This is a genomic window from Arthrobacter sp. PAMC 25486, from assembly GCF_000785535.1.
In the GTDB taxonomy this organism is placed as follows: Bacteria; Actinomycetota; Actinomycetes; order Actinomycetales; family Micrococcaceae; genus Specibacter.
In genome coordinates this window covers 4,015,258-4,039,877 of record NZ_CP007595.1, presented here as the reverse complement: position 1 = coordinate 4,039,877, position 24,620 = coordinate 4,015,258, and the positions used below count along the sequence as shown (strand labels likewise).

The window sequence follows — 24,620 nt, the reverse complement described above, 5'->3', positions numbered from 1 at the left end:
GAATCTGGTGAGATTACTTTCCCTCCCTAACTTACCCGAGAGCGCGCGTTTGCCCGCTATCGGGCGCATTAGGTGACGCTGTCCTTAGTGAACTTAGCCTCACTTAGTGTGCGGGGAATCCCATTCCGCAATAGCGTGGTAGCCATGGAACTTAAAGGAAAACTCGCAGACGCCATCAACGAACAAATTACGCTGGAGATTCAGGCCGCGGTGGTTTACCGCCAGCTGGCCATAGAAATGGATGTCCAGGACCTGCCCGGAATCTCAGGCTGGTTCCTAGCCCAGTCAGCCGAAGAGCTGGTGCACGCGCAGAAGTTCACGGACCATATGACCGACCGCAACGCGGCCCCCAAGATTGGTGCCATCACGGCTCCCAACGTAACCATCAACACGGTGCTTGAGGCGTTCGAGGCCTCCCTGGCGCACGAACAAAAGGTCTCCGAATCCATCCGCAACCTCTACCGCCTGGCCATGACGGAGGGTGACATTGACTCGATCCCGCTGCTGAACTGGTTCGTTGAAGAGCAGCTGGAAGAAGAGGCCTCAGTGGGCGAAATTATTGGCCGGGTGAAACTCATCGGCGCCGACGGCAACGGCCTCCTGCGCCTGGACGCCGAGCTCGGTGCCCGCAAGGAAGGCGCCAACTAGCCGCCCTGCGCAACGCTCCCTCCGTTTTCAGGAACGCTCCCTCAAGGTGAAGGAGCGTTCTTGATTTTTGCCCCGGATCTGAAGGAGCGTTCCTGATTTTTGCCCCGGATCTGAGCGAGCGTTTGTAAGGATACGACTTTGTAAGGGTACGACGGCGGGAGGTCACCTTTCGTGTCAAAGGGGCGGATTCTAGGAGTCGTTGCAACACGACTGGTGGTTAGGCTGTCAATAGTACGTCGCGTAGGCGCTCGGCTGGTGTATTCCAGTCGAGCGTTTTGCGTGGGCGGGCGTTGAGTTCCTGGGCGACGTGTTCGAGGTCTTCGGGACTGTAGACGGACAGGTCGGTGCCTTTGGGGAAGTATTGACGCAGGAGACCGTTGGTGTTTTCGTTGGATCCGCGTTGCCAGGGGCTGTGGGGGTCGCAGAAGTAGACGTCCATGCCGGTGGCGATGCTGAAGGCCTTGTGCTTGGCCATTTCCACGCCTTGGTCCCAGGTCAGGGACCCGCGCAGGTGGGCTGGCAGGGTGCTCATGGTCTGGATGAGCCCGTCACGGACGGATTCGGCGCCGTGGTCCCCGGGCAGGTGTACCAGCATGACGTAGCGGGTACTGCGCTCGACCAGGGTCGCGATCGCTGACTGGTTGTGGGCGCCGGTGATCAAGTCCCCTTCCCAATGTCCGGGCACGGCACGGTCCTCAACCTCTGCCGGGCGCTCGGAAATGTTGATCATCGGGTCCCGGAACCTCGATGTGCGTTGTTCCGGGTTTTTACGGGTTATTCGGCGGGTCCGCCCGCTTCTAAGTGCCGCGGATACCTCACGACGAAGCTCGCCGCGGGGTTGGAAGTAAAGGGCTTGATAGATCGTTTCGTGGCACACGCGCATGTCCTGGTCGTCGGGGAAGGTCAGAACAAGCTTGTGCGATATTTGCTCCGGTGACCAGCGCTGGCGCAGGCCTTCTTTAATGAAGGACTTCAGCCGCGGGCTTTGCGAGATTTTTGATGGTTTAGGTCGTGGTCGCCGAACCACGGATTTACGGTGTGCATCATAGGGTCGATAGCCACTGATCGGACTGCTGTTGCGCTTGATCTCCCTGCTGATCGAGGAGGGGCTTTTCTGTAAGGCGGTGGCTATTGTTCGGTGTGATGCCCCTGTGGAGAGCATGTCGTAAATGACCTCCCGATCGGCCAAGCACAGATACCGGCTGTCAATGACGCGGTCAAGTTGCTGCAACGTCGCTCGAGGGCGGCCGGAGGCGTTAGTGCGAGAAGTCATTTCCTTGTTATAGTCCACAGCCCGGCCATTGGGATAAACACGGCCGTTTTTTGTTCTGTGGATCCCGGCATCCCACTCCTGCGCGGTGGTGGAGTGAATGCCCAACCGTACGGTTGCTTCATAGCGTGTGAGCCCCTCGGAGCGAAGCCGCAGGAAATCCTCCCGGCTGGGCTGTTCGGACCGCTTACGAGCCAGTCCTGCCCGCCGCACCCACTGATAACAGGTATTCCGATTCAGACCCAGAACCTTGGCCGCTTCAGTCACACTGCCAACCGTCGCGAGCAGATCGAAGAACTCTTGCTGCTGCTCCGGGGAAGTCTTTACCTGCCGAACTGACGTTCCTGCAGCCTTCCTTGCCTGATAGGCCCACTGATCACAAGTGCCCCTATTCAAGACCAGCTTCGCCGCAGCCAAGCCGACGCTACCGGTATCTGCGAGCAGATCGAAGAACTCTTGCTTCTGCGCCGGCGAATACTTAGGCCCTCCCGATGGCTTCTGATTCCCACGGGCTTCTTTCGGTAAAACGTACTTTTCCGTTAAAGACGACACGGTCGTTGCAACTCCCAAAATAATTAGGTGTTGCAACGACCGCTAGAACTCGCCAGGTGACCTCCCGCCGTCGTACTTTGGGAAAAGCTACCGCTTCCGGATCTCAACGACGATCCCGGCCAGCAACGCCAGAAACGCCAGCGTCACGGCCCCGATGATCAGGGTGGCGAGCACGCCGGGTTCCAGCAGCCAGTCCAGCACGTTAGTGGAAGAAGTGGCGCGCACCGGTGAAGTACATGGTGATGCCTGCTTCGTTGGCGGCCGCGATCACTTCTTCATCGCGGACCGAGCCACCGGGCTGGACGACGGCGCGGACACCGGCGTCGAGCAGGATCGCCAGGCCGTCGGCGAACGGGAAGAACGCGTCCGAGGAGGCCACGGCGCCGATGGAGCGCTGAACCGAGGCGCCGGTTGTACCTGAGGCGCCGCCGGCTGCGTCGACGTCGGATTCCACGGTGACGCCGAGCGAGTTGGCGCGTTCAACGGCCAGCTTGCAGGAGTCCACGCGGTTGACCTGGCCCATGCCGATGCCCACTGCGGCGCCGTTGTTGGCGAGCAGGATGGCGTTGGACTTGGCGGCACGGACGGCGGTCCAGGCGAACTTCAGGTCCGCGAGGGTTGCGGCGTCGGCCGGGGCGCCTGCTGCAAGGGTCCAGTTCTCGGTGTTGTCGCCGTCGGCGTCCACCCTGTCGGACATCTGCACGAGCATGCCGCCGGAGACCTGGCGGACCTCTGCCGGGTAGCGGCCGTAGCCCTCTGGCAGGGCGAGCAGGCGGATGTTCTTCTTGGCCGAGAGGATTTCCACGGCTTCGGGCTCGAAGTCCGGGGCAATGACAACTTCGGTGAAGATGCCGGCCACGGTGCGGGCCATGCCTGCGGTGACGGTGCGGTTCGCCGCGATGACCCCGCCAAATGCGGAGAGCGGGTCGCAGGCGTGCGCCTTGGCGTGGGCGTCGGCGATGGGGTCGGCGGCGTCCGGGGAGGCCACGGCCACGCCGCACGGGTTGGCGTGCTTGATGACGGCCACGGCCGGCTCGTCGAAGTCGAACGCTGCGCGCAAGGCGGCGTCGGCGTCTACAAAGTTGTTGTAGCTCATGGCCTTGCCGTGGAGCTGGTCAGCCTGGGCGATGCCCGAAGGCGCACCCTTGTCCACGTACAGCGCCGCCTGCTGGTGCGGGTTCTCCCCGTAGCGGAGCACCTCGGAGCGTTCGAGGGAGTAGCCGGCATAGGACGGCCAGTCGATGACGCCGTCGCCGTCCTCGTCCAGGAACTGGGCGGAGGTCCAGGCTGCCACGGAGTTGTCGTAGGCGGCGGTGTGCGCGAAGGCTGCTGCGGCGAGGCGCTGGCGGGCCAGGAGCGTGAAGCCGCCGGCCTGTGCTGCGGCGATGACGTCGACGTAGCGGGCGGGGTCAACCACAACGGCAACCGACGGGTGGTTCTTGGCTGCGGCGCGGACCATGGAGGGCCCGCCAATGTCGATCTGCTCAACAACGGCGTCCTGGCCGGCACCGGAGTTCACGGTGTCAACGAACGGGTACAGGTTGACCACGACGAGGTCGAACGGCTGAACGTTCATGTCTTCAAGCTGGCGGACGTGGTCCGGGAGGCGGCGGTCGGCAAGGATGCCGGCGTGGACCAACGGGTGGAGGGTCTTTACGCGCCCGTCAAGGGCTTCGGGGAACCCTGTCACCTCGGACACTTCGGTCACGGGGACACCGGCGGCGGCAATCTTGGCTGCTGTTGAACCGGTGGAAACTATGGCAACGCCAGCGGCGTGCAGGCCGATGGCCAGCTCTTCCAGCCCGGTCTTGTCGTAGACCGAGATCAATGCCCGGCGGATGGGAACACGGTTATGCGGAACGCTGGTCACAGAAATTCTCCGTAGGGTGGCTCGATGATGGCGACACATAAAGTTTAGGCCACATCCGCGCCGGTAGGATCTCAAGCATGACTTCCAGTGAGCTGCACCACGCGCTTTCCCCAGGATCCACCCCGTCGGCCGGGTTTTCCGCCGAACTTCCGGACGATCTTCCCCGCCTGATCAACTCGGTCATCCTCCCCGGATTTGTTGGCACAACCGTGCCACAGTGGTTGGGGGTTGCGCTGAAAAACGGGCTGGCCGGCGTCGTCTATTTTGGCCACAACATTGACCCGGACGCGCCGGAGCAGGTGGCTGCCCTCTCCGCCGCCATCCGGGCCGCGAACCCGATCGCCGTCATTGGCGTCGATGAAGAGGGCGGCAACGTCACCCGCCTGCAGTCCCGCGACGGTTCAACGATTCCCGGCGCCGCAGCCCTAGGCGCGCTGGGCGAGCTGCACACCACCGAGGCCGCCGGCCGCGCGATTGGCCGCCTGTGCCGCGACGCGGGCATCAACTTGACCATCGCACCGGTGGCCGATGTGAACACGAACCCGCTCAACCCCGTCATCGGGGTGCGCGCATTTGGCGCCGACACCGCACTTGTGAGCGCGCATGCCGCCGCCGCCGTCCGCGGCATCCAGAGCCTGCGCGTAGCCGCCTGCGCCAAGCACTTCCCGGGGCACGGCGACACCGTGGCCGATTCCCACATGGACACCGCCCGCGTTGAGCTTTCCATGGCGGCGATGGCCGAGTCCCACCTGCCCCCGTTCCAGGCCGCCACGGACGCCGGCGTCGCCGCCATGATGAGCGCGCACATCATCATCCCCGAGCTGGGCGAGGCCCCCGCCACCCTGAACCCGGCTGCGGGCGCGCTGCTACGCGGGATGGGATTCGACGGCGTCCTGATCACCGATGCGCTGGACATGGCTGCCGTGCGGGCCACGGTTGGCCCAGGCGAGGGCGGCGTGCTGGCGTTGCTGGCCGGCAACGACCTCCTCTGTGTGGGCAACCCGCTGAACGCCTACACCACGGGCCGCGACGACGAGTCCTGCTACACCGAGGTCTACGACGCCCTGTTCGAGGCCGCCACCTCCGGCCGCCTCCCTGTTGAGATTTTGCGCCGCGCCGCCGCCCGGGTGCAGGCGCTGGCTCAATGGTCGGCCGGTTCCGTTGCCGGAGAGTTTGCGGAGGAGCACGACGGCGTCGACTGGGTTGACGTTGCCGCCCGCGCCTGCCGTATTGACTCGCCAGGCGCAGGCTCGCCAGGCGCCAAGCCGCAGCTCACCGGGGCCGGGAGGGTCACCCTCGTGGACGCGCGGACCGGGCACAACATGGCCGCGGGCCCCACCGAGAACTTCATCGCCACGGCCCTGGGCAGCTATGCCGTCACAGTGCTGAACGCGGCCGAGCTCTCCAGTGCCGAGCTGGAAGTCGCCTTGCTGCAGGCGCAGAGTCCCGCGGGAAACAGTGCAGTGCTGGTCGTCGTCGATTCGCTGTCCGCCCCCGAGCAGCAGGAGACTCTGGAGCTGGCGTTCGCCGCTGCCCCGCAGGCGGTGTGCATCAACGCAGGTCTGGCCCCGGATGCACCCACGGGCTTTGCCACCATCCACGCCCACGGCTTCAGCCGGGTCACGGCCGAAGCCGTGGTCCGCGTCCTGGAAACGGCATAACCCTCCCACCCCAAACTCCGCACCCCCAACTCTCTCCCAGCACCCCACACCCGCCCCTTCTGCCGAGGTGTGAGATGACGCCCTGTCGGACAGGGCGTCATCTCACACCTCGGCAGAAGTACAGGGGATGATGGGGCGGAGGAGACAACGTAGGAAAGTAAGGAAGAACGCACAGTGAGCACCCCTGAGAACACCATCGCCTCAGTGAGCACCCCTGAGAACACCATCGACGCCATCCGCGCCGAGATCGGCGCCCTCACCACCGAGGCCGCCAACCCGAACTACCCGGACCTGGCCGCCCTGTCCACGCAGGAGCTCGTGGCCGCCATGAACGGCGAGGACGCGCTCGTCCCGGCGGCGATCGAGCAGCAGCAGCACACCATCGCCGCCATCATCGACGAGATCGCCGACCGCATGTCCCGCGGCGGGCGCCTTATCTACGTCGGTGCCGGCACCCCGGGCCGCATGGGCATCCTGGATGCCAGCGAATGTCCTCCCACGTTTGGCACCGACCCGTCCCTGGTGGTCGGCATCATCGCCGGAGGCCGGGCCGCCGTAAACCAGGCCGTGGAAAACGCCGAAGACAGTGAAGAGGCCGGCGCCGCCGACATGGCCGCCCTGAACCTGACTCCCAACGACTCGGTGGTGGGCATGGCCGCCTCCGGCCGCACCCCCTATGTCATCGCCGCCATCAAGGCCTCCCGCGCACAGGGCGCCTATACCGTGGGCTTCGCCTGTAATAACAACTCCCCGCTGGGCGCCGCGGCGGACACCGCCCTGGAGATCGAGGTGGGCCCGGAATTCCTCTCCGGCTCCACCCGGTTGAAGTCCGGCACCTGCCAGAAGCTGGTCCTGAACATGATCAGCACCATCACCATGGTCCGCCTCGGCAAGACGTACAAAAACGTCATGGTCGACCTCCGCGCCACGAACGCCAAGCTCCACGCCCGCAGCGAACGCACACTCATGCGGGTCACCGGCTGCGACGCGGACACCGCAAAGGCGGCACTCGCCGCCGCCGACGGGCACGTCAAGGCAGCCATCCTGGCGATCATGACAGGCCTGCCGGCTGCCCAGGCGGCCTCCCTGCTGGCGGAGAACGCGGGCTTCCTTCCTGCGTCCATCGACGCCGGCACCTCCATGGGCTAATCTCTGGAAAAACAGTCCTTCCCCATCCCTCCAAGCAGCACGACGGCGGATCCCCCTCATGAGCGCACCCCACGTTTTGTCCTCTGGTCCCTTCTCCCCCGGCGCCTCCAACTCTGGCCCCTTCGCCGACGGCGGCATACGCCACGAGCTCCAGCGCCTGCTGAACCAGGCAGTGAAGGAGGGGGTGGCACCCGCCGTGAGTTGCGCCGTCGCGCTTCAGGGAGTTGACCACAGCGTTGCCGAACTGCCGGTCATCACGGCGGGCGCTTGCGGCTCGGCGACACTTTTTGACCTGGCCTCGGTGACGAAGCTGTTCACCACCGTCACGGCGCTGGCACTGGTGGGCGACGGACGGCTGGAGCTGGACGCGCCCGTGGGCCGGCACCTGCGCGCCTATGCGCGCGGGGATAAGTCCGCCGTGACGCTGCGGCACCTTTTGACGCACACCTCCGGGGCTGCCGTCGCAGTGGCGGGGCTGGGATGCCGCGTTGTCGTCCGGGCGCGGTTTTGACCGGCGGGCGCTCATCGCGGATCTGCTGGCCACGAAATTGGCGGCCACGCCGGGGACCCGGTTTGAGTACTCGTGCGCCGGATTCAACACGATCATGGTGCTGGCCGAGCAGATCACGAAAACGCCGTGGGAGCAGCTGGTGCGCGAACGCGTGCTGTACCAGCTGCCCACGCACGGCATCACCGGCACGCCGCGCATTGAGCACAGCGCCCCCACCGAATTCCAACCCGGGCTGGGCCGGGGACTGGTGCGCGGCATCGTGCACGACGAGGCGGCCTGGTCGCTGGGTGGGCTCAGCGGCAATGCCGGCATGTTTGCCACGGCCGACGGGCTGCGCGTTTTTGGCACGGCGCTGCTGCACGGGCTCCCGGACATCCTCTCCCCCGCCCTGGCCGACGAGATGTGGCGCAACCAGCTCCCGGACGTGCTGGGCCGCCATTTTGACCCCGCCGATCCCGGTTTTGGCCACGGGCTGGGGCTGCGCATCAACCAGCAGCCCTGGATGGGCGACGCCGGAACGCAGGCACGCGGGCACGGCGGCTTCACCGGGACCTCCTTATTGGTCGACAAGGACGCGGGGGTGGTGGTCGCGCTGCTGAGCAACCGGGTGAATCCAAGCCGCGACGGGGATGACGCGACGGGCCTGCGCAAGGCTGTGTCCGACGTCGTCCATTCCCATGCAACCGTGAACGGGGACGGTGCATGAGCACCCCCACGGCGATTTTGACCGGCGACCGCGTGGTGCAGGAACTGCCGTGGAAGTGGCGCGTGCAGGGCAGCATTTTCCTCATCGGCGGGCTCGGGTTCATGTTCGACGCCTGGGATGTGACGCTCAACGGCTTCCTGATTCCGCTGCTGTCCAAGGAATGGGGGCTCAGCCCGGGGCAGGCGGCGTGGATTGGCACGGCGAACCTGATTGGCATGGCCGTGGGCGCGTTTGCCTGGGGCTCGATTGCCGACATTATCGGGCGCAAGAAGGCCTTCACCCTGACGCTGCTGATCTTCTCCATCTTCACCGTGCTCGGCGCCGTCTCCAACGAGATCGTGCTGTTCTGCGTGTTCCGCTTCCTCGCAGGCTTTGGGCTGGGCGGCTGCATACCGGTGGATTATGCGCTGGTGGGCGAGTTCACCCCGCGCAAACACCGCGGCCGCGTGCTGACGGCGATGGATGCGTGGTGGCCCATTGGTGCGTCGCTGTGCGGTGTGGTGTCGGCCGTGTTGATGGCCTCCTTTGGAAATTGGCGCTACCTGATGCTGGTCATGGTGCTGCCTGCGCTGCTCGTGTTTTGGGTTCGCGTGGGTGTCCCGGAATCGCCGCTGTACCTGGTGCGTGCCGGGCGTCCCGCCGAGGCGAAAGCCGTCATTGATTCCCTCATTCGCCGGACCGGCGCCACTGTGGGGCCGTGGGTGCTGCCCGATCCGGCCACTGCGCCAAAGCTGTCGCTGGGGCGGGTGGGTGACCAGCTTGCCGGGCTGTGGCGTTTCAACTGGCGCATTACCGGCGTTGCCTGGTCACTGTTCCTGACGATCCTGCTGGTGTACTACGGAGCGCTGACTTGGATGCCATCCATTTTGGTGGCCACCGGCTACGCGGAAAACAAGGCGTTCATGGCCACTGCGTCGATGACGGGCATTGGCCTGGTCGGCGTCATAGTTGCCGCCCTGTTGGTGGAGCGGCTGGGGCGCAAGTGGATCTTGGCGATCACAGGGCCCCTCGCCGCACTGTCGCTGGTCATCTTTGCCCTGGTCCTGGATGCGCCGGTGGCCGCCCAAGTTTGGCTGCTGGTGTTTGGCTTTGTCATTCAGGTGGCCATCCCCGTGCTCTACACCTACGTCTCGGAGCTGTACCCCACCGAGCTGCGCGCCACCGGCTTCGGCTGGGCCTCCACCATTTCGCGGGTGGGTGCGGGCTTGGTCCCGCTGATCTTCGGCTCGCTGTTGTGGCCCGTTCTTGGTTTGCCGCTGACCTTCGCACTGACGGGCGGACTGGTGCTGCTCGCCGTGATCTGGATGGCGTTCTCAGCCCCCGAAACCCGCGGCGCAGCCCTGGACTGAGGCGGCCAGTGGTCGGTTCCTGCAGTTTCAAACAACCCGGCGCGTCGGCTGGCCGGAATGCGCGTTCAGCATTCATCCACCTTCAACCGTTAGCCTGTTGGCTGCATTGATTTCCGACAACTGTTAGGACCATCCATGAACGCCCTGCTTCCCACAGCCTTCGCCACCGCCGGACTGCTCGGCGGCTACCAGACCGCCCGCGCCACGAAGAACCGCCAGCTGGGCGGTGCTGTTTTGGCAGCTGCCGGAGCGGCAGCGTACGTCGGTTGGAAGAAGAATGCCGGCACGGGAACTGCCGTGGCCCTGACCGCCACCTATGTGGCTGCCTTTGGCGGCTCCCACCCGTTGGCGAAAAAGATGGGCTCTTGGCCCGCCGTCTACACCGTCACGGCTGCCACGGCTGTGGCCTCATTGCTGTTGGGCCGCGCAAAGAAGTAGTGCAGGGCCGCGGTTGAGGCAGCACCTGGCCTGCTGCGCCACCACCGTTGAACGGCACCTTGCCCGAGGGCCCGTAGACTTTATTGAGCAGTCCGACCACGCTGCGTCCAAAACCACCGCTCCGAAAGGGACCCCATGGATCTCGCCGCCGACACCTCCGGCTTTCTGGCGGGCTTTTGGGTCTATGTACTGGGTGGCGGCTTCGTCATGTTCTCTGCCCTGATCCCGCCCGTGCCCAGCACCACGGTGTTTGTTGCTTTGGGCGCATTGGCCGGGCTCGACGGCGGACCGCAGGCACTGCCGCTGGTGCTGGCAATGATGGCGGGCGCCGTGGCCGGGGACCTGTTGACGTATTGGGCAACGAAGATGTTTGGCCACACCCGGTGGGGGTCCTCGCGCGGGCCGCGGCGCCAGCGCGCCGTGGATGCGGCGACGAGCAGGCTCAGGCGGCGACCGTACATGTTCATGCTGACATCCAGGTTCATTCCGCTGGGCCGGCTCTCATCCAACATCGCAGCAACCGTGGCAGGCTACCCGCTGCGTGCGTTTACGGTGTTTTCCCTCGTCTCGGGCGGCATTTGGTCGTTGTATTCCGTGGGAATCGGCGTGCTGACACAATTCTGGCCCGGTATTTCAACTCAGGTGGCAGTGGTCATTGCCATCGTCTTCTCGATCGTGCTGGGCTGGCTCGTTGGCCAAGTCTCCACCTGGTTGCTGGACCGAAAGAGCGCAAGGCAGGCTCCCGCCGTCGCACCGTAAAAAAATCGAGTACGCACTTGTTGGACGAAAAACACCTGTTTTGGTGGAAATCGGTCCAACAACTGCAAACTCGATGAATCGTGGATCCGGAGGGAAAGGGTTGCCGGAAGTTTACCCGCGTGCCAGGTCTGCCAGCACCTGGATGAGCAGTTCGCGCTCGGCCACTTTGATGCGTTCGTGCAGGGTGTCCTCGGTGTCGTCGGGCCGGACGGTGACCGGGGTCTGGGCGATGATGGGGCCCGTGTCCACGCCGGCGTCGGCGAAGTGGACGGTGCAGCCCGTGACCTTGACGCCGTAGGCCATCGCGTCGCGGACGCCGTGGGCGCCGGGGAAGGACGGCAGCAGCGCGGGGTGCGTGTTGACGTAGCGGCCCGCGAAGGCGTTGATGAAACTCGGGGCCACGATGCGCATGAAGCCGCTGGAAATCACGTAGTCCGGCTTGTAGGCGGCAACGGCGTCAAGCAGTGCAGCGTCCCAGTCGGTACGGGTGGCGTAGTCCTTGAAGTTCACCACGAACGTGTCCAAGCCGGCGGCCGCGGAGCGCTCCACGCCAAAGGTGTCGGGCCGGTCTGCACCCACGGCGGCGATCTCGAGGGGCAGGGATCCGTCGGCGACGGCGTCGATCACTGCTTGGAGATTTGAACCGGTTCCGGAAACTAAAACAACTATGCGCATGGCCCCAATTTTAGGGCCAAGGGGCGTCCATGCCCTATTCGGCGGTTTCCCTATGCGGGTGCAACGCGGGTTGGGCCCTGCGTTCGCCTTCGAGCCAGGGGGCCAGCAGCGATCCAACGACGACGCCAGCCGCGACTTCCACGGCCACCCACAAGGCGGCGGTGAAGGGGTCCGGGCCGAGGTGGCTCAACCGCCCGATGCCGATGGATCCCTGCGAAACGTAGAACAGCACCCAGGCCAGCGCCGCAGCGACCGTGCCAATCACGGCCCCGAGGAACAGTGTGGATACGGGCAGTGAAAGCCAACGCTGGCGGACCTTCAGGGAGAACCATTCATCAAAGTGGTTTTCACCTGCACGGACAAACCACCACCCGGCCAGCACTCCGGCCACGACGGGGATCAGCAAAGCGGCGAAACCCCACGTCAGGGCTCCCGTTGGCAGGGCAGCTAGCAGCGGGATGGGGGGAACCGGGGCGACGGAGGTGCCCAGTGGCGACACGGAGGAACCGTCGCCCAGCGCGAAGCCGTCGCCTCCGGCCCAGGCAAGAGTCCAGCTGGTGAGGTTCGGCAGGTAGGCGATTTGGGCCAGGGTCAGGGCTGCGCCGCCGATGGCCCCGGCCCGCACTCCCTGATACACGGCCGCGATGTCATGCCACCGGGCCACGATATTCACGGCCAACAGCAGAGCCGAGAGGGAAACGGCTGTCATCATGGCAACAAAGCCTGAACGGATCACAGCCCAGACATACGAGCCGGCCCAGCGCTGGTCCTGGCTGGTCTTGTCAATCCAGTCGGCCGCGCTGATGCCAACAAGACGGCTCCACGATCCGGCTTCACGCCGGGCGCCGATGATCAGTCCGGCGACAGCAGGAATGAGAGGCATCAAGGTGCTGGCAATAAGTGGTGCATTGACAGCCTGCTCGCTGCAAACAAAGCCGGTGGCCAGACCCGCAGCGGCATAGACGGCGGCGGCACTGGACAGCGGCTGCCACAACTGATCCGTGTAGGAGGCCCTGGCCAGCCGCCGTCCGGACCGCCAAGCCAGAAAAAAGGGAACCAGCATCAGGCCAAGCGGCAGCAGGTTGAAGACACCCGATTCCACGGACGCAGAAATGGGGCCACTGGCCTCCGTCAGCTGCAGCGGAACGCCGTGGCCGACCAACCAAATCTGTCCGGCCAGCCGGGCGACGACAGAGGCGTCTCTTTCTGCGAAGCCCCCGGCAAACCAGGTGGCCGCCAGTGGAATGGCAACAACTAGGGCCGAAATGACAAACATTTGGGCAGCTTCAAACGCCCCCTGCAGCCATAGCGGCATGGGAATTCCGTCGCGTTGGCTCTTGGCCGCTTTGCTGGTCATCGTCTTCCATGGTGCCATAAGGTGGCCCGCACGGCCGCGAACTGGGCCGATGGAATAGGCCACAAAATCTGAAGGTGCCTGCCACGAATGATCCCGATCCCGCTTTCTGATGCCGGGATCCCGGCATCAGAAAGCGGGATCGGGATCATTTCCGGGACTAGGCCCAGAATTAATCCAATGGATGGGCACGGAGATCGGCACGTTAAAAACAAATTGGGCCCGGGATAAACCCGGACCCAATTTGTTCAAGCCCCTAAAGGACTAAAGAAGCTGCGGTTGCCCGCAAGTTTTCTTTAGAATTAGATAGCCTGGATGTTGACTGCCTGAGGACCCTTGGGACCCTGCTCAACATCGAAAGAAACCTTCTGGTTCTCTTCGAGGGAGCGGTAGCCGGAGGAGTTGATCGCGGAGTAGTGCGCGAAAACGTCCTGTGACTGGTCATCGGGTGAGATGAAGCCGAAGCCCTTTTCAGCGTTGAACCACTTGACGGTACCTGTTGCCATTATTTCTATTTCCTTCTGAAGTTGGAGATTCCGCCCGACCTTCGGGCCTCCGTGTACGGTGTAAGTCCGCTTCTCCAGAAAAGCGACGTCTCCCCAAAGGGGCGGCGTCGCTTCAACTACAAAAAACGCAACACTACAACTACGTCCAAGTATACATGGGATAAGCCTTCGTGCCACATAATTCTGAGAGGTACGTCACTTTTCCGAAACACGGAGTCCTGCACTTCCTAAACTACCGTGAGTTTCCGCGGATCTTGGGACACTCGGTGCGCAATGACACGCAGTGTTTTATTATTGTTCACCGCGCATGTCGGGCGATTCGTTCACCTTTTATGGGGAAGCACGACGCCGGGGCCCTCCTTCCGGCACCGCCTCCCTCCCAGCCCACCCTTCCTCCCCTTTGTCCTTGTTCCTTCTTTTGGACAGCACGTGACGGGTTGACCCTCTCTCTCCGTTTGGAGACCACGTGGCGGGCGCATCTCCTTCCGGAGAGAGGACAGCGGGCTGACGTATAGTTGGCGCTGTATGCCGTGAGACATTCCATGGCATGGAATGAGCCAAGCCACGCGTGAAGGGACAGCCGAATGCAAAGCACAAATGCGCTGCTCCGTGTCGGTACCCGCCTGCTCATTCTGGCACTCACCTCTTTTGTGTTGGTGGCCCTCGGCTGCACGGGCGCCCAAGCTTTCCCCGAGACGGCGCTGCCATCCGTGTCATCGTCGGCGGAGCTCCAGCCCGCTGCTTTGCAGATGACCTTGGACGTGCTTTCCCTGGATACCTCCGAGAAGGAGCAGACCTCCTGCATCCCGGGGCGTGACAAGGTCCGGGTTGAGCACAACGCGATCGTCCCAACCCTTGCCCTGTTGCAACACTCGCCCGGGTCCAACGGCGCTACACTCCCCCGCAACATGCCACGGCAATTGGGGGCCGCTCAACGTGCGGGACGAATTCCTGATGCCTTGACGCATCTGGACTTGGGAATAGTCAGGACGTAGACCAAGGTGCGCCCGCACCCAAGCCGACGGCAAAAGCCAGAGGTGGGTGTCCGGCGTCGAACTTGTCCTTATATGTACGCACGGCGCGCTGCCGGTCCGCGATGCCGCGGCCGTTGTTGTGATGCGCCCGCAAGAGCCTGAGAGTTTTTATATGACTGCGAAGAATGTGTCCGCGAAGAGAACCAGAAACATTGTCCTGGCGATGGTGCTGGGTGTGGTGCTTGTTTTGACTGTAATTTTTGTGGGCGAGATGGCCCAACAGAACCGTTTGGAGGCGGCCACACCGGAATTGAAGCCGCAGGCGACCGCGCCGGCAGGTAGTGAAGTGCCGCCGAAGGAGGTGGACCTGGCGCGGCGCACGGCCAACGATCCGCTGGCGCTGGGAGACGTCGATGCGCCCGTGGTGATGATTGAGTATTCTGACTACACCTGCCCGTACTGCGGTGTCTATGCCCGCAAGACGCAGCCGGAGATCGTCAAGAAGTACGTGGATTCCGGGCAGCTGCGCATTGAGTGGCGCGACCTTCCCGTGATTGGCGAGCATTCCGAGGGTGCCGCTGTTGCCGGGCGGGCCGCCGGGCAGCAGGGCATGTTCTGGGAGTACAACGACGCCGTGTACGCGGCCGCACCGGAGCGCGCCAAGGCGGATCTGTCCGAGCCCGAACTGTTGAAGTTCGCTGAAAAGGTTGGCATTCCGGACCTGGCGAAGTTCGCGGCCGATCTGAAGAGCCCCGAACTCTTGGCGTTGGTGGAGGCCGACAAGAATGAGGCCACGTCGTTGGGCCTGAACAGCACGCCTACCTTTGTCATCAACAACCAGGCGATTCCGGGTGCCCAGCCGATGGAGATTTTCGCCCAGGTGATTGACGAAGCATTGGCCAAGGCCAAGTAGCGATGGATATTGGATACACCGGGGCATTTCTCGGCGGGATTCTGACGTTGCTGAGCCCGTGCTCCGTCATGCTGCTTCCCGCGTTCTTCGCCTACGCCTTCGCCAGCCCCGGCAAATTGCTGGGCCGCACGGCATTGTTTTATGCCGGACTGCTGACAACACTTGTCCCACTGGGGCTCCTGGCGGGGCTTGTTGGCTCCCTGGTGATGCAAAACCGGACGATGCTGATCAGCGTGGCGGCCGGCGTCGTGATTGTCATTGGAATTCTGCAGATCATCGGGGTGGAATTTCCCGGATTGAGCCGGCGGGCCGGGGGCGAAGGGACCTCCGCGGTGTCGGTGTTTGTGCTGGGCTCGGTTTATGGGGTGGCAGGCGTGTGCGCCGGACCCATTCTTGGATCGGTCCTGGCGGTGGCCGCGGCGGGCGGAAACCCGGCGTACGGCGGCATTATGCTGGCGATTTTTGCGCTCGGTATGGCCCTGCCGCTCGGTGTGCTTTCGCTGCTGTGGACGCGGCTGCGGCTGGGTGAGCGTGGCTGGCTGAAACCGCGCCGCTTCCGTCTGGGACCGTGGGAAAACTCCGTGTGGATGGTGGTTTCCGGACTGCTGTCCATCGGCATTGGCGTGCTGCTGTTGGCCACGCAAGGGACGGCGTCGCTGGGCGGACTGCTGAGTATTGACGCGCAATACGAGGCGGAATCATGGATTGTGCGCATGTCCTCGCAGGCTTCGAACGTGGGCTTTGGCGTTGCCGCGCTGGCGATTCTGCTGCTGGCGGGCGGGGCGTTCCTGTGGAGGTCACGGCGGGCTGAGGCTGCTGCTTCCTCCGACTCTTCCTCTTTGGAGGAATCGTGATCGCACTCGTGGCCGGGAATTTGCGGGACTGGACCCTGCGGCGCTGGCTCGTGGGTGCAGCGACGGCCGCACTGGTTTACGTCGCGGTGGCGATTCCGACCGTGCTGATCCCGAACACGCTGTTCAGCCGTGAAATTCCGCCTACCTGGTGGTCGTATGCGGCGCTGGCCGCCACGTCGGTGCTGACCGGTCTGCTCGTTGCAACCTACGTGGCATCGCCCATTGCCCGCACCGGCGCCACGAACAAATCAGGGGTCTTTGGCTCACTGTTGACGTTTTTCGCGGTCGGTTGCCCGGTCTGCAACAAGTTGGTGCTGCTGGCATTGGGGACGACGGGCGCGATGAAGTTCTTCGAACCCGTTCAGCCTGTATTGGCTTTGTTGTCCATAGGATTGCTGGCCTGGGCGCTGGCGCGCAGGATTTCGCAGGAGAACGCCTGCAGGGTCCCTTCCGCTTAGTTCAAGCACGACGGCGGCACCCTCCTTGCGCTTCTCGCCACACCTCCGTGGTGGTTGCGCAAGCGGGGCGGCGGATGGGTTCGGCGGCCGCGCGCCGGGCCGGAGGGGAGGGGCGAGCCATTCATGGTCTTACGGAGACTAGAATTCAGACCTATATTCGAAGTATGCAAATACTCCCTCTGTCCACAGTCAAAGCCAGGCTTTCCGAGCTGGTTGATTCTGCTGCGCTGACGCGCAACGAGGTCGTCATTACCAAGAACGGCCGCCCGGCCGCTGTAATTGTCGGAACCGATGCGTGGGAGTCACTGCAGGAGACGCTATTCTGGCTGTCCCAGCCAGACATTCGCGAAGACGTCGCTCAAGCCAAGGCTGAAATTGCTGCCGGTGAGGGACTCTCCGAGGAGGAAATTCGCGCTCAGTTCGGTGTTCCCAACCGGAAGGGGAACTCGTAGGTGTCCTATGAGGTGATTGTCTCCCCCACGGCCAGCCGCGACATGCAACGCATTCCCCCTAGGATCGTGCCCGCCATCATCGAGTTCGTCTACAGCGATCTGTCAAGAATTCCGCAAAGAGTTGGCAAGCCGTTGGAGCGGAAGCTCACCGGCTATTATTCGGCCCGACGAGGCCCGTACAGGGTTCTATTTTCCATTGACGAGGGACAAATTGCCGTGATGGTGGCTCCCGTAGCCCACCGAGCCGACGTCTATCCCATTCATTAAGAATCCAAACAGGGCAATAGTTGCCGGGTGCGCATCCCTTCGAGCGGGAGCGTGTGAACCGAAACGAACCAAGTATCTCTTTCCCCATGCTCATCCCCGCATTTGCGGGGAATGGGTTCACAGTATCGCCAGACACCGACATTCTTGGTCAGCCCGTTGACTCCGTCTGGCGTTCGGTCAGCGTTTGTCAGTTTCCAGCCGCGCGTCGAGCCACTCCACCGCCTCGGGCCACAAGCCCTCCCGCAATCCTCGGCGGAAGAAGCCCATGTGGCCAATGGCCGGGACGCCAAAGTCGGCGGGTGAATACGTCCGGCGCTCAACGTCGGCCGCCACAAGGTGCTCCGTGATGGCCTCGATCTGTTGCGGTGTGGCCCAGGGGTCATCGCTAAATCCGACGGACAACAGGGGCACGGTGACCGATGCCGCCCGCTCGGCAGCCCGCATGGTCGGATCGTCAAAGAAATAGCCGGGCAGCTTTGACCAGCGGCTCCATTCGAGCATGGCCTCGGCCGGGAAATCCTCGCCCAGGCCCAACTTGCTGCCGGGCATGTACCCCAAAACCTTGCTGGCCAGCGGTCCGGCAGCGCTGAGAATGAGCCACACCTTGGCCCTCTCTGCCATCCCCCGGACAGTAGCCGTCACGCCTGCGTGCGAGGCAATCGAGACCACTCCTTCGAGTCCTGCCACCCCGGAACCGAGGGCAAGCGCGTGCGCGCCGACACTGTGCCCGACGGCAAGGCGGGGCAGGCCCGGAAATTGGGCGGCGGCCCAATCAGCAACATCGGGGACGTCCTGGTCCATCCAGTCCCGCATGCGCACCGTGCGGTTTCCCTTCGGGGTGCCGGACCTGCCGGTTCCACGGTAGTCGTATGTCACCACAGCAAAACCCTGCTCCGCGAGGTAGTCCGAGAATCCTGAGTACAGCCGCTCGGGCACCGCCGTCGCCGGATGGATCACGACCAAGGCACGCGGATCAGCGTCCGACAGCACCCGCACCGTGCCGCAGATCTGGCCACCTCCCCGTGACGAAATGGCCAGATCCGTGGAGGTTACCGTGTCACTCAGATTGTTACCCATGAGTAACATGGTAGGTGTCCGTCGAGGATTTGGCTGTGTATGACGACCACGCGTCTGCTCCACCGATGACAAAACCCGGCGTATCGGCAGCCCTACGCCCGCATTAGGATTCCCGCCAGATCGGTCGACGGCGGGAGGTTGCCGTAGTTGAATGCGCGGTCAGGTCCCAGCCGGGAGACAATAAACGCGTCGGAAATTGAAGCTGGGGCAAACCGCAGCAGGAGTGACGCCTGCAGCGCCAATGCCAAGCGCTCCACCAGGTTCCGGGCCTGGCCGGCGAAGTCCTGCGGCGACTGCACAACCACAGCCGCCTGCTCTCGGAGGGCGGCGGAGAAGTCATCAAAGACCGGATGCACCCCGGCGGCCAGCCGAAGCTCAGCAAAGAACGCGTCCACGGAATCCGGCTCAACCGACATGGCCCTCAGCACGTCGAGGGCGATCACGTTGCCGGTTCCCTCCCAGATCGCCATGACCGGCTGCTCCCGGTAGCGCATGGCCAGCGGAAAGTCCTCGATATAGCCATTGCCGCCCAGACATTCCATTGCCTCATAGGCATGGTTAGGACCGCGCTTGCACACCCAGTATTTGGTGACCGCAGTGGCAAGGCGACGGAATGCGCGTTCGGAGGGTCCGGCGTCGTTATCAAAGGCACGGGACAGGCGCATGCTGACGACGGTCGCTGCCTCCGATTCCAGCGCCAGATCCGCCAGGACGTTGGTCATGGCGGGCTGGTCGATCAGGTGTGCGCCGAACGCGCTGCGGTGCCGGGCATGCCAGAGCGCCTCGGCCACGGACTGGCGCATGCCGGCGGCCGTGCCCAGGATGCAGTCCAGTCGAGTCTGGCCCACCATGCCCATGATGGCACGCACGCCGCGGCCGGGATCGCCGATCCGCCAGCCGACGGTGTTGGAGAATTCCACCTCGGACGACGCGTTGGAGCGGTTCCCCACCTTGTCCTTGAGCCGCTGCAGCAGGAAAGTGTTGCGGGTTCCGTCGGGCAGGACGCGCGGAACGAGGAAGCAGCCCAGGCCGGCATCCTCCTGCGCCAGGACCAGAAAGGCGTCGGACATGGGGGCCGAACAGAACCATTTGTGGCCCGTGAGCAGAAAATGGTCATCGTGCGGCACGGCGCGGGTGGTGTTGGCGCGGACGTCGGAGCCGCCCTGCTTCTCCGTCATCGCCATGCCAAACAGTGCCCCCGGTTTGCCCGCCGTGAGCTCCGGACTGTACTGGCGCGAGTACAGCCGGGGCAGCCACTCCCCCGCCAGATCCGGCGCCAGCTGGAGGGAGTCGACGGCGGCGTGGCTCATGGAAATCGGGCAGGCATGGCCAGGCTCCACCTGCGCAAACAGCATGAACTGCGCCGACCGCAACGCATTGGCACCCTTCCCCGGAGTCCGCCACGCAGAGGTGTGCGCCCCCGCTGCGACGGCCTGGCCAATGATCCGGTGGTACGACGGATGGTACTCAACCTCGTCGATCCGCTGCCCATACTTGTTATGGGTATGCAGGATGGGAGGGTTCTTGTGGGCCAGCCGGGCATCGTCCTGGAACTGTGCGGAACCGACGACGGCGCCCGTCACCTCGAGCGCGCCTGTCGCCTCCGCCTCTCCAACAGTTTGCAGATACTCCGTGAGCGGGACGTTCTCCGCGAACTCGTTGATATCCACGCGGGGCGGCGGCTGGTTGAACACGCGGTGCGTTTCGAGGCTTGCCTGCTGGCTGGACGTGAGGGGTTCGGCGGTCATGCCGGCATCGGTGGCGGTCATGTTTACAGGCTATGCCGTGCGTCAAGGGCTGCAGCGATATCGGCGTGCTTTGGTCCACCCCGCCGCCGGCACTGGGAACACTTCAGCTACCGCACATGGGCATCCTTGGGATGGGTTCATCCCCGCCAGCGCGGGGAACAGTTTCGACCCTGATATCAGACCTGCCACTCATTGGGCTCATCCACCTGCGCTACTTCAAAGAGGAGCCTGTGCCGCGATATCAAGCGGAGCAGATGGGCTGCATGTATCGGCAAATGAAACGAATTCTGATCCACATCGGGCACCCCGCATACCCACCAAGTATTGGCCAGAAGGCAAAGACTGCTCGACATCTTTGCCATTCAAGGCAGAATTGAGGATGTGACCGCCAACACCACACCCGACGACAGTCAGGACCCGCTGCCCGGCCTCGCCACGGGCGCTGACTACGCCCTGGCTCGGGAAATCGAGGAGCTTCGCTTCGACAATGCCCGGCTGCGAAAGTTATTGGCATTGAGCGAGTCTGAGGCAAAAGCAGCGCACCCGGACCAGCCGGCATTCGCCGCCACGACGACGCTATTGGGCCCCGTAACCATGGACTCCCCACCGGAAACAAAGGTCCAGTTTTACCAGAGCCTGTTCCGCGCCCGCACAGATGTCTACGCCACCCGCTGGGAAAACGCGAAGGACGGCAGGGCGGGCTGGGTTCCTGCGGTGGCTGGCGGATGGTGGAAGGGCAGCTCACGAAACAACGCCAATTTTCTGCCGCTGACGCCAGCCACCGTCGCCAGCCACCTGCGCGGAGACGCCCACATCGGCTTCTATCCCCTACTGCAAAACGACACCTGCTGGTGGATTGCCGCAGACTTCGACGGCGCCGCGGCCATGTTGGATGCCCTGTCCTATGTGAAGGCTGCACGCTTCAGAGGAATTCCGGCAGCCTTGGAGATCTCCCAGTCGGGCCGGGGCGCCCACGTCTGGATCTTTTTCAGCGGACCAGTCACCGGTGAACGTGCACCCCAACTGGGCACAGGGCTGATCCACGAGGCCATGGGGCTTCGTGGCAGCATGAGCCTCTCCAGCTACGACAGGCTGTTTCCGTCCCAAGACGTCCACTCTGGCAAGGGCATGGGGAATTTGATCGCTGCCCCGATGAATGGAAAGCGTCGCAAGCATGGCACCACCTTGTTCCTGGACACCACCACTCTTGAACCCTACCCAGACCAGTGGGCGTACCTGTCGAGCTTGGATCGGGTGACTCCCGCTGCCGTTTCATCACTGATTCGCAGGCTCCCTGCCGTCAGGCTGGGCCAAGATGTCAAACGCCTTGAACTTCCTCAATCCTCACAAATCGTGCCACGCCCGGCACTCATTGTGCGTGCTATTTTCAACTCCCGTCTGACCATCCGTGCGAACGAACTCGGCCCTGCCATGATTTCCGCCGTCAAACATGCTGCCTCAATGTTGAATCCCGAATTCTACGAGCGCCAGCGCCAGCGCCGATCGACGTGGAACATCCCTCGCATCCTGCATTTCTTCGACGAGACACTCGAGGGTGACCTGGTCCTACCCAGAGGCCTTCTACCCCTCCTCCGCCAGCTCGTAGAATCCGCGGGCAGCTCATTGAAGATTGACGATCAACGCACCAACGGGACCGCCATTGACTTTGGGTTTTCTGCCACACTTCGTCCGGAACAGCAGCAGGCCGTTGATTCCTTGCTGGCAGTCGAACAGGGCATTCTCGTGGCTCCGCCAGGAGCGGGGAAGACGGTCATGGCGTGTGCTGCCATAGCGTTGCGTGGCGTCTCCACCCTCATCCTGGTGGATCGCAAGGCCCTTGCAGATCAATGGCGCACCCAGATTCGTGAACTTCTCGATGAAAAGCCTGGCCAAATCGGTGGCGGCCGGGCAAAGACCACGGGGCGCATCGACGTCGCACTACTTCCAACCCTTGCCCGACGTGAGAATGTGGCGGAGCTGGCAGCCGGTTACGGGTTCGTCATTGCGGATGAATGCCATCACGTGCCCGCGGCCGCCTTCAGCCATGTCATGAACCAAATCCCGGCACGATGGTGGCTGGGCCTCACCGCCACCCCGTACCGCCGCGACAAATTGGATGCGCTCATGTACCACCAGCTCGGGCAGGTTGAGCACACCATCGCGCCCGTTGCGTCCGCGCAGCTGCCCCGCCACGAACTTGAGATCCCGGCGCCGGCCTTGGAGCTGCAGCTACATCGCACCAAATACGTCTACACGGGCGACGCGGACCCCAGCGAGCCCGGCCAGATGTCGGTCATCTACAAGGACTTGATCGCGGACGGCCCCCGTTTTGAGCAGATTTACGACGGCGTCATGGCGGCCTACGCTGTCAACTCACGTATTCTTCTGCTCACCACGTGGAAGGCACATTTGGAACAGTTCCGCACCAGGTTTGAGCAGGCTGGATTGAAACCCATCGTGTTTTCCGGTGGGATGAAAAACTCGGCGCGGCAGGCCGCCGTCGAACTTTTGGATAATTCGCCTGACGACGAACCGTTGCTGGTGTTGGGGACTGGTTCCTTTATTGGCGAGGGTTTTGATTGCCCCAAGCTGGATACGTTGTTTCTGGCCTCGCCGATTTCATTCAAGGGGCGGTTGGTGCAGTACGTCGGGCGGGTCACACGGCCCTATCCAGGTAAACCACGTGCGGTGGTGCACGATTACTGGGACGAGCTCACACCGGTGCTGGCCTCTTCCATGGGCAGGCGCGCACCCGGCTATGTGTCGCTGGGCTTCCCCGACCCGCGGAAACTCTGAACCGTTACTTCGCAGCCTTTCCGTTCCTCTTCATCATCTTCGGGTCGCCCTGGAAGTATTCCGATGTGTGCAGCAAGTGGCCGGTCCGGGCGAATGCTGCGGCGCCCTTGGCCACAACATCGAAGAGGAAGTCGTTGCCGCGCCGCGGGAAGCCGTTGCCGGTGATGGTCACCGCGTGGTTGCCATGTTCGTCGAGTTCGACGGCAACCAGCACATTAATGGCCAGATCCCAGCGTTGGAACTTCTCCGGCAAGATGAGGGTGGGAACGAACTCGTGAGACAGGAGCCCCTTCAGAAACGAGCCGTACCGGAACCTAATCGGCTGCTGTCCCGGTTCCGAGATGACCCTGAACTTTTCCTTCTCAAGTGCCTGCACAAACGGCAAGACCGGATGCGCCACGGAGCCGTCAATAACAAAGGTCCGCGCGGGGACACCGAAGGGAAGGTTGGAACCATAGATCTTCACGGCTCCACAATATCCGGTGCGCCTCAGCTCCCGGCATCTACGCCTGCGAGCGCCACGCAGCGAGGATCCGTTGTGTTGCCTCGTCCGGGCCACCGTCGAAGTAGCGGGCCAAGACCTCACCGAACATGGGTTCATCGGGCACAGCCGCCTGAAAGAGAGTCATTGATGAGTGCAGTTTCATGGCGTCGACCGCTCCCAGGTTGTCTTCCGCAGACCTCCCAGGAACAGAGAGCAGCAGCTTCGCGCACTCGCGCAGCCTAGCACCCAGCAGGGGGTGCGCCGCATACGCCATAGCCTCCCCTATCGAGGCGATGGCAAAAAACTGAGAGGTGGGGCTCATGCCCAGCCCGGAGACTTGGGGAAACACGAACCACATCCAGTGGCCCCGCTTGCGCCCGGCACCCAACTCAGTCTTGACGCCGTCGTACATTCCCTCCTGCGCGTCAATGAAACGCTGAAGACTGCCGCTCATACGATTACGGCGGCGGGCATCGCCCGGGCGGCCCGGTCCAGGAACTCCGCCACCTCGCGCGGGCGGGAAAGTACCGGGGCATGGCTGGAAGCGATCTCCGTAATGGACGCACCCATGCGCTCAGCCATTTCGCGCTGCAGACCGGGTGGCACACAGCGGTCGTCGGTGGCGATCAGATAGTGGGACGGCAGGTTCAGCCAGGCGGGCGGATTCACCTTCACGCCATCGAGCCCGATCCGGACCATCTTTTGCGTAGCGGCGGCAATGGCAACGACATCCGCAGGAGCGTCTGCTGCCAGCAACTGACCAAAGCCCGCCCGGTTGATGTAGGTATAGTCTCCCGCGACCACCACATGCTTGGGAATGTCGCTGCCAGGGTATTTCCGGGACAACCTGCTGACAGACTCCCCCTCGGCAGGGGCAAACGCGGCAACATACGCCAGCGCCTGCACATCGGCCACACCCCGGGCGGCCTCACCAACCACGGCACCGCCATAGGACCAACCCACCAGCAGCACCGGCCCGGAAACGGTGGCGAGCGTGCGGCGGACGGAGGCAACGTCGTCGTCAAATGTTTCAAGATTCAGCTGCGCGGCGACGGGCTCATGCCCCATGGAACGCAGCTCAGTGATGACGTGCGCCCAGCTGGATCCGTCGGACCACAGGCCGTGCACCAAAACAATCGTTGCCATGGG

General features: G+C 63.5%; 26 protein-coding genes. 15 read left to right on the top strand and 11 right to left on the bottom strand.

From position 1 onward, the window contains the following. Positions 1-144: 144 nt before the first annotated feature. Complete coding sequence (locus art_RS18270; protein WP_038467223.1) at positions 145-648, top strand: ferritin; 504 nt, start codon at positions 145-147, stop codon at positions 646-648. 217 nt (positions 649-865) lie between these two features. Here the strand turns inward: art_RS18270 and art_RS18265 are convergent, their stop codons facing one another. The 3 genes from art_RS18265 to purH all read right to left on the bottom strand — a co-directional run bounded on the left by art_RS18265 (position 866) and on the right by purH (position 4,379). After that, positions 866-1,921, bottom strand: coding sequence for an IS30 family transposase (locus art_RS18265; protein WP_157875396.1), 1,056 nt, complete (start codon positions 1,919-1,921; stop codon positions 866-868). Positions 1,922-2,557: 636 nt separating this feature from the next. After that, a complete protein-coding gene (locus art_RS22410) occupies positions 2,558-2,695 on the bottom strand; it encodes a hypothetical protein (RefSeq protein ID WP_157875349.1) in 138 nt (45 codons plus the stop codon). Continuing rightward, complete coding sequence (gene purH, locus art_RS18260; RefSeq protein WP_052136749.1) at positions 2,673-4,379, bottom strand: bifunctional phosphoribosylaminoimidazolecarboxamide formyltransferase/IMP cyclohydrolase; 1,707 nt, start codon at positions 4,377-4,379, stop codon at positions 2,673-2,675. The genes art_RS22410 and purH overlap by 23 nt, the downstream gene beginning before the upstream one ends. A 38-nt stretch (positions 4,380-4,417) precedes the next feature. Here purH and art_RS18255 point away from each other — a divergent pair, with 38 nt between their 5' ends. The 7 genes from art_RS18255 (at position 4,418) to art_RS18225 (ending at position 10,913) form a co-directional block, all read left to right on the top strand. Next, entirely contained in the window at positions 4,418-6,001 is a 1,584-nt protein-coding gene (locus art_RS18255; protein ID WP_082000416.1) for a glycoside hydrolase family 3 protein, read from the top strand. 174 nt (positions 6,002-6,175) lie between these two features. Then, entirely contained in the window at positions 6,176-7,150 is a 975-nt protein-coding gene (gene murQ, locus art_RS18250; RefSeq protein ID WP_082000415.1) for an N-acetylmuramic acid 6-phosphate etherase, read from the top strand. A gap of 58 nt (positions 7,151-7,208) precedes the next feature. Further along, positions 7,209-7,661, top strand: coding sequence for a serine hydrolase (locus tag art_RS18245; protein ID WP_082000414.1), 453 nt, complete (start codon positions 7,209-7,211; stop codon positions 7,659-7,661). Then, positions 7,639-8,367, top strand: coding sequence for a serine hydrolase (locus tag art_RS18240; protein WP_038467218.1), 729 nt, complete (start codon positions 7,639-7,641; stop codon positions 8,365-8,367). The genes art_RS18245 and art_RS18240 overlap by 23 nt, the downstream gene beginning before the upstream one ends. Then, the gene (locus art_RS18235; RefSeq protein WP_038467215.1) at positions 8,364-9,716 is read left to right on the top strand and encodes an MFS transporter; all 1,353 of its coding nucleotides are present in this window, start codon (positions 8,364-8,366) and stop codon (positions 9,714-9,716) included. The genes art_RS18240 and art_RS18235 overlap by 4 nt, the downstream gene beginning before the upstream one ends. Positions 9,717-9,851: 135 nt before the next feature. After that, positions 9,852-10,154: a hypothetical protein gene (locus tag art_RS18230; RefSeq protein WP_038467213.1), complete on the top strand. Its 303-nt coding sequence runs from the start codon at positions 9,852-9,854 to the stop codon at positions 10,152-10,154. Positions 10,155-10,289: 135 nt separating this feature from the next. Then, positions 10,290-10,913, top strand: coding sequence for a DedA family protein (locus tag art_RS18225; protein WP_038467211.1), 624 nt, complete (start codon positions 10,290-10,292; stop codon positions 10,911-10,913). Between the two features lie 111 nt (positions 10,914-11,024). Here art_RS18225 and purN read toward each other — a convergent pair whose 3' ends face one another. The 3 genes from purN to art_RS18210 form a co-directional block, all read right to left on the bottom strand. Next, on the bottom strand, positions 11,025-11,588 hold the full coding sequence (purN, locus tag art_RS18220) for a phosphoribosylglycinamide formyltransferase (protein ID WP_038467209.1): 564 nt from the start codon (positions 11,586-11,588) through the stop codon (positions 11,025-11,027). Between the two features lie 34 nt (positions 11,589-11,622). After that, positions 11,623-12,945, bottom strand: coding sequence for a DUF6350 family protein (locus art_RS18215; RefSeq protein WP_038467207.1), 1,323 nt, complete (start codon positions 12,943-12,945; stop codon positions 11,623-11,625). A 299-nt stretch (positions 12,946-13,244) separates the two neighbouring features. Continuing rightward, positions 13,245-13,448 (bottom strand): cold-shock protein, encoded by a 204-nt coding sequence (locus tag art_RS18210; protein ID WP_038467205.1) that lies wholly within the window; start codon positions 13,446-13,448, stop codon positions 13,245-13,247. Between the two features lie 584 nt (positions 13,449-14,032). Here art_RS18210 and art_RS18205 point away from each other — a divergent pair. The 6 genes from art_RS18205 (at position 14,033) to art_RS18180 (ending at position 17,366) form a co-directional block, all read left to right on the top strand. Beyond that, positions 14,033-14,443 (top strand): hypothetical protein, encoded by a 411-nt coding sequence (locus tag art_RS18205; protein ID WP_038467202.1) that lies wholly within the window; start codon positions 14,033-14,035, stop codon positions 14,441-14,443. A 151-nt stretch (positions 14,444-14,594) separates the two neighbouring features. Then, positions 14,595-15,335, top strand: coding sequence for a thioredoxin domain-containing protein (locus art_RS18200; RefSeq protein ID WP_038467199.1), 741 nt, complete (start codon positions 14,595-14,597; stop codon positions 15,333-15,335). A gap of 2 nt (positions 15,336-15,337) precedes the next feature. Further along, a complete protein-coding gene (locus art_RS18195; protein ID WP_038467196.1) occupies positions 15,338-16,189 on the top strand; it encodes a cytochrome c biogenesis CcdA family protein in 852 nt (283 codons plus the stop codon). Next, a complete protein-coding gene (locus art_RS18190; protein ID WP_253901405.1) occupies positions 16,186-16,647 on the top strand; it encodes a hypothetical protein in 462 nt (153 codons plus the stop codon). Before art_RS18195 ends, art_RS18190 begins: the two co-directional genes overlap by 4 nt. A 164-nt stretch (positions 16,648-16,811) precedes the next feature. Beyond that, the gene (locus tag art_RS18185; protein WP_038467193.1) at positions 16,812-17,099 is read left to right on the top strand and encodes a type II toxin-antitoxin system Phd/YefM family antitoxin; all 288 of its coding nucleotides are present in this window, start codon (positions 16,812-16,814) and stop codon (positions 17,097-17,099) included. Then, positions 17,100-17,366 (top strand): type II toxin-antitoxin system RelE/ParE family toxin, encoded by a 267-nt coding sequence (locus art_RS18180; RefSeq protein WP_038467190.1) that lies wholly within the window; start codon positions 17,100-17,102, stop codon positions 17,364-17,366. A gap of 177 nt (positions 17,367-17,543) precedes the next feature. Here art_RS18180 and art_RS18175 read toward each other — a convergent pair whose 3' ends face one another. Beyond that, a complete protein-coding gene (locus art_RS18175; protein ID WP_038467187.1) occupies positions 17,544-18,443 on the bottom strand; it encodes an alpha/beta fold hydrolase in 900 nt (299 codons plus the stop codon). 92 nt (positions 18,444-18,535) lie between these two features. Continuing rightward, positions 18,536-20,212: an acyl-CoA dehydrogenase family protein gene (locus tag art_RS18170; RefSeq protein ID WP_038467184.1), complete on the bottom strand. Its 1,677-nt coding sequence runs from the start codon at positions 20,210-20,212 to the stop codon at positions 18,536-18,538. 360 nt (positions 20,213-20,572) lie between these two features. On the opposite strand from art_RS18170, the gene art_RS18165 reads away from it, so the two are divergent. After that, positions 20,573-22,987, top strand: a complete 2,415-nt coding sequence (locus art_RS18165) for a DEAD/DEAH box helicase (RefSeq protein WP_253901404.1) — start codon at positions 20,573-20,575, stop codon at positions 22,985-22,987. 4 nt (positions 22,988-22,991) lie between these two features. Here the strand turns inward: art_RS18165 and art_RS18160 are convergent, their stop codons facing one another. Genes art_RS18160 through art_RS18150 form a run of 3 tightly spaced genes read right to left on the bottom strand, consistent with a single transcriptional unit; the run spans position 22,992 to position 24,617 of the window. Next, complete coding sequence (locus art_RS18160) at positions 22,992-23,453, bottom strand: hypothetical protein (protein ID WP_038467182.1); 462 nt, start codon at positions 23,451-23,453, stop codon at positions 22,992-22,994. Between the two features lie 37 nt (positions 23,454-23,490). Further along, positions 23,491-23,925, bottom strand: coding sequence for a DUF1810 domain-containing protein (locus art_RS18155; protein ID WP_038467179.1), 435 nt, complete (start codon positions 23,923-23,925; stop codon positions 23,491-23,493). Beyond that, entirely contained in the window at positions 23,922-24,617 is a 696-nt protein-coding gene (locus art_RS18150; RefSeq protein WP_038467176.1) for an alpha/beta fold hydrolase, read from the bottom strand. Before art_RS18150 ends, art_RS18155 begins: the two co-directional genes overlap by 4 nt. Between the last annotated feature and the right edge of the window lie 3 nt (positions 24,618-24,620).

Coding starts and splice junctions, on each gene's coding strand:
- art_RS18255 (WP_082000416.1), top strand. CDS start 4,418: ATGACTTCCAGTGAGCTGCACCACGCGCTTTCCCCAGGATCCACCCCG.
- art_RS18270 (WP_038467223.1), top strand. CDS start 145: ATGGAACTTAAAGGAAAACTCGCAGACGCCATCAACGAACAAATTACG.
- purH (WP_052136749.1), bottom strand. CDS start 4,379: ATGTGTCGCCATCATCGAGCCACCCTACGGAGAATTTCTGTGACCAGC.
- art_RS18170 (WP_038467184.1), bottom strand. CDS start 20,212: ATGACCGCCACCGATGCCGGCATGACCGCCGAACCCCTCACGTCCAGC.
- art_RS18200 (WP_038467199.1), top strand. CDS start 14,595: ATGACTGCGAAGAATGTGTCCGCGAAGAGAACCAGAAACATTGTCCTG.
- art_RS18235 (WP_038467215.1), top strand. CDS start 8,364: ATGAGCACCCCCACGGCGATTTTGACCGGCGACCGCGTGGTGCAGGAA.
- art_RS18150 (WP_038467176.1), bottom strand. CDS start 24,617: ATGGCAACGATTGTTTTGGTGCACGGCCTGTGGTCCGACGGATCCAGC.
- art_RS18265 (WP_157875396.1), bottom strand. CDS start 1,921: ATGACTTCTCGCACTAACGCCTCCGGCCGCCCTCGAGCGACGTTGCAG.
- art_RS18230 (WP_038467213.1), top strand. CDS start 9,852: ATGAACGCCCTGCTTCCCACAGCCTTCGCCACCGCCGGACTGCTCGGC.
- art_RS18155 (WP_038467179.1), bottom strand. CDS start 23,925: ATGAGCGGCAGTCTTCAGCGTTTCATTGACGCGCAGGAGGGAATGTAC.
- art_RS18195 (WP_038467196.1), top strand. CDS start 15,338: ATGGATATTGGATACACCGGGGCATTTCTCGGCGGGATTCTGACGTTG.
- art_RS18205 (WP_038467202.1), top strand. CDS start 14,033: ATGCAAAGCACAAATGCGCTGCTCCGTGTCGGTACCCGCCTGCTCATT.
- purN (WP_038467209.1), bottom strand. CDS start 11,588: ATGCGCATAGTTGTTTTAGTTTCCGGAACCGGTTCAAATCTCCAAGCA.
- art_RS18210 (WP_038467205.1), bottom strand. CDS start 13,448: ATGGCAACAGGTACCGTCAAGTGGTTCAACGCTGAAAAGGGCTTCGGC.
- art_RS18225 (WP_038467211.1), top strand. CDS start 10,290: ATGGATCTCGCCGCCGACACCTCCGGCTTTCTGGCGGGCTTTTGGGTC.
- art_RS18215 (WP_038467207.1), bottom strand. CDS start 12,945: ATGACCAGCAAAGCGGCCAAGAGCCAACGCGACGGAATTCCCATGCCG.
- art_RS18175 (WP_038467187.1), bottom strand. CDS start 18,443: ATGGGTAACAATCTGAGTGACACGGTAACCTCCACGGATCTGGCCATT.
- art_RS18185 (WP_038467193.1), top strand. CDS start 16,812: ATGCAAATACTCCCTCTGTCCACAGTCAAAGCCAGGCTTTCCGAGCTG.
- art_RS18245 (WP_082000414.1), top strand. CDS start 7,209: ATGAGCGCACCCCACGTTTTGTCCTCTGGTCCCTTCTCCCCCGGCGCC.